General features: G+C 59.9%; 6 protein-coding genes. 1 reads left to right on the forward strand and 5 read right to left on the reverse strand.

What is annotated here, in order from left to right; all coding sequences use genetic code 11:
• Positions 1-16: 16 nt before the first annotated feature.
• Positions 17-844, forward strand: coding sequence for an SDR family NAD(P)-dependent oxidoreductase (locus POM99_RS11390; protein ID WP_277277854.1), 828 nt, complete (start codon positions 17-19; stop codon positions 842-844).
• Between the two features lie 62 nt (positions 845-906).
• Here POM99_RS11390 and POM99_RS11395 read toward each other — a convergent pair whose 3' ends face one another.
• The 5 genes from POM99_RS11395 to POM99_RS11415 all read right to left on the reverse strand — a co-directional run bounded on the left by POM99_RS11395 (position 907) and on the right by POM99_RS11415 (position 7,264).
• Entirely contained in the window at positions 907-1,944 is a 1,038-nt protein-coding gene (locus tag POM99_RS11395) for an alcohol dehydrogenase catalytic domain-containing protein (protein ID WP_277277856.1), read from the reverse strand.
• Positions 1,945-2,049: 105 nt separating this feature from the next.
• Entirely contained in the window at positions 2,050-3,879 is a 1,830-nt protein-coding gene (locus POM99_RS11400) for a flavin-containing monooxygenase (protein ID WP_277277858.1), read from the reverse strand.
• Positions 3,880-3,906: 27 nt separating this feature from the next.
• Positions 3,907-4,854, reverse strand: coding sequence for an alpha/beta hydrolase (locus tag POM99_RS11405; RefSeq protein ID WP_277277860.1), 948 nt, complete (start codon positions 4,852-4,854; stop codon positions 3,907-3,909).
• Positions 4,851-5,450 carry a hypothetical protein gene (locus POM99_RS11410; RefSeq protein ID WP_277277862.1) on the reverse strand — a complete coding sequence of 200 codons (600 nt, stop codon included), beginning with the start codon at positions 5,448-5,450 and terminating at the stop codon, positions 4,851-4,853. The genes POM99_RS11405 and POM99_RS11410 overlap by 4 nt, the downstream gene beginning before the upstream one ends.
• Positions 5,451-5,497: 47 nt before the next feature.
• Positions 5,498-7,264 carry a TonB-dependent receptor gene (locus tag POM99_RS11415; RefSeq protein ID WP_277277864.1) on the reverse strand — a complete coding sequence of 589 codons (1,767 nt, stop codon included), beginning with the start codon at positions 7,262-7,264 and terminating at the stop codon, positions 5,498-5,500.
• Between the last annotated feature and the right edge of the window lie 204 nt (positions 7,265-7,468).

The following is a 7,468-nucleotide window of genomic DNA, read 5'->3' on the forward strand; positions in this document are numbered from 1 at the left end:
GAAAGAGGAACACGGGATGGATCTTGAGCTCAAGGGCAAGAAGGTCGTGATCAGCGCGGCGACGCGCGGGATCGGGCGGCGCATGGTGGAGATGTTCCTCGACGAAGGGGCGGTGGTATCCTTCTGCGGGCGGCGGGCACGGGCCGAGCAGCCGAACCCGAGCGACGAGAACGTGTTTTCGAACCCGCTGACCGGAGACGGCGTGGAGGATGCGCTGGACGCGCTGAAGGGCCGCGGCGAAGTCTATGGCTCGGTGGTCGACTGCGGGTACTTCGACCAGGTGACCGCCTGGGTGGAGCAGGCGGCGCAGGCGATGGGCGGTATCGACATCGTGGTCTCGAACGCGAGCGCGCTGGGCGGCATTCCACGCAGCCGGCTGGGGTGGGACATCAACTACAACGTCGACCTGATGAGCGCGGTGGCGATGTTCGACACGGCGCTGCCGCACCTGCGCAGGTCAAGCGCGCCGGCCTTCTTGCAGATGTCGACCATCACGGCGATCGAGAACCACGCCTTCGGCGAATCCGGCCTCAGTTATGGCGCGATGAAGGCGGCGCTGATCAACTATACCCACCAGCTGGCCATCGACTACATGAAGGACGGCATCCGCTGCAACTGCGTGTGCCCGGGGCCGGTCTATATCGAGGACGGCAGCTGGGGCTTCCTGCAGGAGGCGATGCCGGACTACTACGAGGCCAACCGCCTGCGCCATCCGCAGGGCCGCTTCGGCCGTCCGGAGGAGATCGCCAATGCGGTCCTGTTCCTCGCTTCGCCCCGCGCATCGTGGATCACCGGCGTGAACCTGACCGTGGACGGCGGCTTCACGCGAAATGTGAAATACTGATGCTGCGTCAATAGCGGCCCGGCGCTATAAACCCCAGCAATGCAACAATGCACCATCCGGCGCTAGGGATAGAGCACCGTTTTGAGGCATCCGGCGGATCTCCGGTCGAATGCTGCATAGGCTTCCACCCCTTGCGACAGGTCAAACCGGTCGGTTATGAACTGGGCGGGGTCGAGACGGCCTTGCTGGATCAGCGGGACAAGTGTTGGCCAGTAATACGGGACAGAGCAGGTTCCGATGGCAAGATTTATCCCGTGGAGGAAAAGCGGGCCGATCGGAAAATCGAAGCTCGTCGCAAGGTTTACCCCGATCGACGCAACGTTCTGCTGCCTGCCCGGCAGGGTGAGGGCAAGGCTGAGCGCCTGTGATGAACCGGCAGCTTCGAGAACATTGGTCAACATGCGGCCATTGGTGGCTTCGCGGATTTCTTCGGCGGCATTTTCTGGCGACAGCGGGACTGCTCCCAGCGATTGTGCAACCGAGCGTCTTTCTGGCACCGGATCGATTGCGAAAACACGGGCTGCACCAAGGACGAAAGCATTCTCGATCGCCATGAGGCCAATGGGGCCCAGACCTATGACAGCGACATCGCTACCGGGCGAAATCCTGGCAAGTTCGCAGCCATACCAGGCGGTTGCGGCGGCGTCCGTCAGCATCAGGGCCTGTTCGTCTGACAGGCCCGCCGGAATGGGCGCTGCATTGAAATCGCCGACGGGAACCCGAACGGCTTCTGCCTGGGAGCCCTGAAGATCGTTTGACAATCCATAGCACTGAGGCATTGCGGTTTCGCAAAGCAGGGGCCGCGCGGCCCGGCATTGGCGGCATGACCCGCAGCCAACCGCAGCCGAAATCATCACACGCTCGCCTATGCGGCGGTTGAGCACGCCCTTGCCCATTTCAACGACCTCTCCGACCGCCTCGTGGCCGATGCAATAACCGGTATGGTCGGTGAAGGTGTCCCCGTTGTAGACATGCAGATCGCTGCCACAAATACTGCAGGCCTTGACGGCCACGATTATGTCCCGGTCATGGACAATGACGGGGTCCGGAACATCGGCATAGACGACGTTCTTTGGACCTTCATATACCAGTCCCTTCATGCGGCCTCTCCAGTTTTCTCATTTTCTATCGGGTATATCGGTTCCCCCAGACGCAGGACTTTACCGATGGAGGAAAGTCCCGGTCATGGCAGGGCTGCGAACTGGTCAATCGATGACGAGGCCCGGACGACCATCATTGCGCCAGGCATCGATGACCTTCGTGAATTCGATCGGGCCTGGGGCATAGGTATCGATCAGCAGGCCTTTGTCGATGTCCCCTTCGCCAGTATAGTACCCGGGCGTACAGGCTTCGAAGTACGGGAGCTTGATCTTGGCAAGATCAAGGACATGGGCCACCCAGGCCTTTTCTGCGGTTTCCTCCACTTCAACGCGGGTCTTGCTTTGGTCTAGTGTGGATTTGACGATTTCGACAATGTGCCGGGCCTGCTCTTCAAGCGTGTCGGAAATGTTCGGCTTGAAACCGTTCTGGCCGAGCGCCATCATGAAGAAGTTCGGGAACCCGCTAGTAGCCAGACCATAAAGCGTGCTTGTCCCGTTCGCGAACTTCTGGGTCAACGACAGGCCGTCAACGCCGTAGATTTCAAACGCGGCCCGGCGGGAATAGGCGGTTCCGGTTTCGAAGCCGGTGGCGAAGATGATGCAGTCCACGGGGTATTCGACTCCATCGAAGACGATGGCGCTTTCCGTTATGCGGTCTGGCCCGCGACCTTGCGTATCGATGAGGGACACGTTGTCGCGATTGAACGCATCAAGGTATTCATCATTGAACGTGGGCCGCTTGCAGACCATTCCGTACCATGGCTTGAGGCTCTCGGCCTTGGCGGGATCCTGAACGATCCGGTCAATCCGCGCGCGGATATCGTCGCCTTTGCGGAAATCCGCGATCTCCATGGCTATGGCCATTTCCTCTGGCGAGAATGCCGAGCCATCGGGCTTGCGCAGTGAGTTTACGGTGTCATAGGCTAGGTGAGTCCAGCCGTCGTCGACCAGGTCGGGACCGTCATTCACGCCGTTGAGGGTCGCGATGAAATTGTCCATGCGTGCACGCTGCCAACCCGGCTGCAAGGTGCTTGCCCATGCAGGATCGGTGGGCCGGTTGCCCCGGACGTCGACGGTTGAGGGTGTGCGCTGCACGACGTAGAGGCGCGCTGCGTCCTGTGCAACGTAAGGCACGCACTGGATTGCGGTTGCTCCAGTGCCGATCACGGCCACATGCTTGTCGTTGAGGCCGACCATCTCGCCGCGGCTGTGCCCGCCGGTGTAGCCATAGTCCCACCGGCTGGTATGGAACGTGTGTCCGCGGAAGGAGGCGATTCCCGGAATACCCGGCAGCCGGGGCCGGTTGAGAGGGCCGCTCGCACTCAGAACGAACCGTGCCGAGATTTGGTCACCACGATCAGTCGCCACGTCCCAGCGGTGCTGTTCCTCGTTCCAGCGCAGCTGCGTGATCTGGGTCTGGAACAGCGCCGCCTTATAAAGGTCGAAGGTCCGGCCGATTCGCTTGGCGTGTTCAAAGAGCTCGCCTGCATAGGCGTACTTCTCGGTTGGAATATAACCCGTTTCTTCAAGGAGCGGCATGTAGATGTACGATTCAATGTCGCACTGCGCTCCCGGGTAACGGTTCCAGTACCAAGTGCCGCCGAAATCCGCCGCTTTCTCGATGATCCGGAAGTTATCGATTCCTGCGTCTCGCAGCTTGGAGCCCGCCAGCAGGCCGCCAAAGCCGCCGCCGATGACCACGGCGTCCACCACTTCGACGACACTTTCACGCACCAGGGGTTCGGTGGTGTAGGGATCGTCGATATAATGGCTGAAATCGCCGGTAACCTCGATGAACTGTTCGTTCTTGCGGGGGTTGAGTCGCTTCTGGCGCTCAAACGCGTACTTTGCGCGTAATTCTACCAGATCAATGCCGTATGACGAGGCCATAGCTGTCTCGACAGCATTTTCGTGGGTTTGCGCTTCGGTAGCCATGGCAATGAATGCTCCTTGGTCAAAAAGTCACGACGCGGAGGAAACCAGTCCGCTGACGAAGTTCGCGATGCGGTCCATTGTTGCTTGCGCTGCTCGCGATTGGGGCAAAAGGGTCAGGTAAGCGTGGATGGCACCTTCCTGCCTGTGCAGTGCAGCATCACAGCCTGCGGCGAGCAAAGCTTGGACATATGCCTCACCTTCGGCGGCCAGAAGGTCTGCCCCTGCGGTGATGACAAGCGCCGGGGGGAGGTTGTCCAGCTGGCCCAGCGCGGGGGCAAAGCGCACATCGCGGCGCAGCTCACGATCAGGAACATAGAGATCGTAATACGCCTCGATTTCGGCACGCTTCATCATCGGAGGTTCAAAAGCATGCATGGCGGTGCCGTCGGTTCTGCCGGCTACCGAAGGGTAGATCAGGATTTGCCCCGCAATCCTGGGTTTGCCCTTATCCCGATCCAGCTGGCACAGGACGGCCGCAAGATTTCCGCCTGCGCTGTCTCCGGCGACCAGCAGGGGCCCGTCCGGATCCAGAGCGCCAAACACGGCATGCACGTCGACAACGGCGGCAGGGAACGGGTGTTCTGGCGCTAAGCGGTAATCGACCGACACCACGCGGCAGTGCGTGATCGATGCAATCAACCGTGTAAAGCTGTCGTAGTCGTCTAAGGAACCGGTCACCCATCCACCGCCGTGCATGAAAAGGATGGTGCCGCGGCAATGCTGCGATGGCCGATAGTCGCGTGTCGCAACGCCGCAGACACGCTGGTCGTGGACCGAAACCATTGCGGGCCCGCCTTGTGGCGATAGCTGGGAAAGGACCGCCCGCATGAGTGTAGGTGGGCTGTTGAGGATGGATGGCGCATTGGGGGCGTTCGCCAATTGAGCGAGCGCCTCCATCTCGGGATCAAGGAACGGCGTTGTTACAGATGCGCGATCCGCTGCGATCCCGATAGCGCCAGATCGATCCTCGATCATTGTGCCGTCTCTGCACGCAAAGCTTCCTGCGCCTGTGCGATCAGGGGATCGAAGACGCGGCGTGCATCGGCCACAGTGAGGAAGTTCTCCTCCGAGCATTCCGAGAGCGTGGCGGTGGGGGCGGGATAAACCCGCTCCCCGATCATCCTGCCGCGTGCATCATAAGGCCACACCATGCAGACCCAGCGGTGTTCGACATATTTCCGGCTAGGGTCTGCGGTGGCATGGCCCCTTGCGATTGCCTGCTCACCGGTGACGAACGTGTTGTAAACCGCTTCCGAAGCGAAGCCCCAGTCATCCACGACCAGCTCTTCTCCAGTCAGGATCATGACCGTTGTTTCGGATTCGGAGAGGGCTTTGTAGAAGGTCGAGACCTGCTCTGCCCCATCAAGTTCGATGACGCCACCTGGTTGCGCCACCCGGTAGAACGGGTGCTCCACCGTCAATTCCGGCGTGAAGATCTCCGACCACCTGCCGGAGACCTCAAGCATGGCATGAAGGCGATAGTTTTCGACAATCCGCCGATGATGCGGATCTTGCAGTCGTTGCAGCGCAGTATCGGCAGCAAGTGTCAGCTGCTTCAGGTCCCATGCCATTTCTTAGATCTCCGAAGATTGGTCAGTCGTTCACGCCGGACATGCGACTATTTGAACTTTGTGGTCAGGGTGACGCCATATGTGGCCGGGCGACCGGCGTACCCAATGACCGTGTCCGTGACGCGGAGGATGAAGTTCTGGTATCTTGCTTCGGTCACGTTGCGCCCCCAGGCAAAGACCTGCCATGAGCCATCCTGTGCCCCATAACCGGCGCGCAGATCGAGCAGGGTGCGGCCCTTAAGAGCTCCGACTGGATCGGCACCCAGGAATGCATTGGACTTGCCGGTGTAGGTCAGTGTCGAGCCGATCGATATCTCATGATCTGCACCGACGGGGATGCGGTAGTCGGCATCTGCAACCGCCTGCCACTTGGATGTGAACGGTATCTGCGTATTGGCGAAATCGACCGACGCCCCGAGCTGGTCGATACCCACATACTTGCGGATCTTGGCATCGGTATAGCTGCCAGCCAAGTTGACCGTCAGACCTTGCGCAGGGCGCATGGAAATCTGGATTTCACCGCCGGCAACGTCCGACTTCGGAACATTATCAAGCTTTTCCAGTGTGAAGAAGATAGGATCGAGATAACGCCCGCGCACTTGCTTGTTGCGATAATCGTAATAGAATGCCGCAGCACTGACATCGACCTTATGATCCGCCAGCGAAATCTTCGTGCCAACTTCATAGGCGGTCAGCTTTTCTTGCGTTACCGGCTGGAACGAGAAGCTGCGCGATGCGAGAATGGTTGGGAACTGACCCGACTTGTACCCTCGTGAAACGTTGGCGTAGACCATAAAATCGCGATCAGGAGCGAATTTCAAGCCGGTACGCCACGAGACATTGCTTTCGGACAGTCGGTCATTCGTCAGACCCGCATCGTAGTTATCATCAAGCGTCGCGCAGTTTCCGGGCAGTGGCACCGGTCCGGGGGGCAAGCCGAGCGCGCCCTTGGCGACGAACTGGATCACCGCAAGGGTGCCCGCGAGCGCGCCGTCGCCGCTGTCGCGCATGCAGCCGGTAAAGTTGCGGTTCGATCGCGTGTAGCGAATGGCACCGGTAGCGGTGAGGGCCGATGTCAATTCGAAGTCTGCGTTGGCAAAGGCCGCATAAGTGCGCGCACGGGTATCAGTCGTCAGATCCGCAAGCAGGAGCGGGATGCCGACCGGCGCATTATTGGTTTGCTGGCGAATGGCATAACGCTGAAACTCGGTACCGATATCCCTACTGTAGTTCCCACCCACAATCCACTTCACCGGTCCCGAATGCCCGGTTAGGCGAAGCTCCTGCGAGAAAGACTCAAGATCGCCGTATGGTGTGACAAGCAGGACTTGCAGCGGAGTGCCATCGATATCCCGGTTCTCGCGCTGGCGATAGTTGCTGTAGGATGTGATAGACGTGAGCGTAATCGTCTGGGTGAGATCCACTTCACCGCGAAGGGCAAACTGGTAGAAGCGATTGTTGTTGCGATAGTCAACGCCCGGGTCCCAATCGGCGATCCGGTTGTTGCGCCCAACGGTAACCGGTTGTGCCAGCAAAGCCGCAGTTGCGTCCACGTTCAGCGGATTCTGCGGAACGAGCGCGTTCACCTGTCCGGCCTGTGTGTCCGAGCGATCCTGCCAGGCGTTGGCCATGACGGTGAAGCGCATGGTCTCGGACGGCTGCCACAAGACCTGCACGCGTCCCTGATAGAACGAGGTCTGCCCCAGGGTTGCATCGCGCGTTGCGCTTTTCTGCCAGTCGCCAGCCTGCGTAGTCTGGGCGGAAACACGATAGGACAGCGTGTCCGAGATCGGCCCGCTAACGTGGCCCTTCATTTCGAAAGTACCAAAGCGTGCGTAGCTGATCGTGCCGCCTGCTTCGGTCGTGCTGGTTGGCTTTGCAGAGATGTAGTTGATTGTCCAGGGGTTCGAGTTTTTCGGCGGGGTGGCGCTGCGCGGGATCTACGACAACATGAAGACGGCGGTGACAGCGGTGTTCGCTGGCAAGGATCGGGCCTTCAACCGGCGCTTTCTGGTGAT

Source organism: Novosphingobium cyanobacteriorum, assembly GCF_029436685.1.
Classification (GTDB): domain Bacteria; phylum Pseudomonadota; class Alphaproteobacteria; order Sphingomonadales; family Sphingomonadaceae; genus Novosphingobium; species Novosphingobium cyanobacteriorum.

Coding starts and splice junctions, on each gene's coding strand:
- POM99_RS11400 (WP_277277858.1), bottom strand. CDS start 3,879: ATGGCTACCGAAGCGCAAACCCACGAAAATGCTGTCGAGACAGCTATG.
- POM99_RS11405 (WP_277277860.1), bottom strand. CDS start 4,854: ATGATCGAGGATCGATCTGGCGCTATCGGGATCGCAGCGGATCGCGCA.
- POM99_RS11395 (WP_277277856.1), bottom strand. CDS start 1,944: ATGAAGGGACTGGTATATGAAGGTCCAAAGAACGTCGTCTATGCCGAT.
- POM99_RS11390 (WP_277277854.1), top strand. CDS start 17: ATGGATCTTGAGCTCAAGGGCAAGAAGGTCGTGATCAGCGCGGCGACG.
- POM99_RS11410 (WP_277277862.1), bottom strand. CDS start 5,450: ATGGCATGGGACCTGAAGCAGCTGACACTTGCTGCCGATACTGCGCTG.
- POM99_RS11415 (WP_277277864.1), bottom strand. CDS start 7,264: ATGAAGGGCCACGTTAGCGGGCCGATCTCGGACACGCTGTCCTATCGT.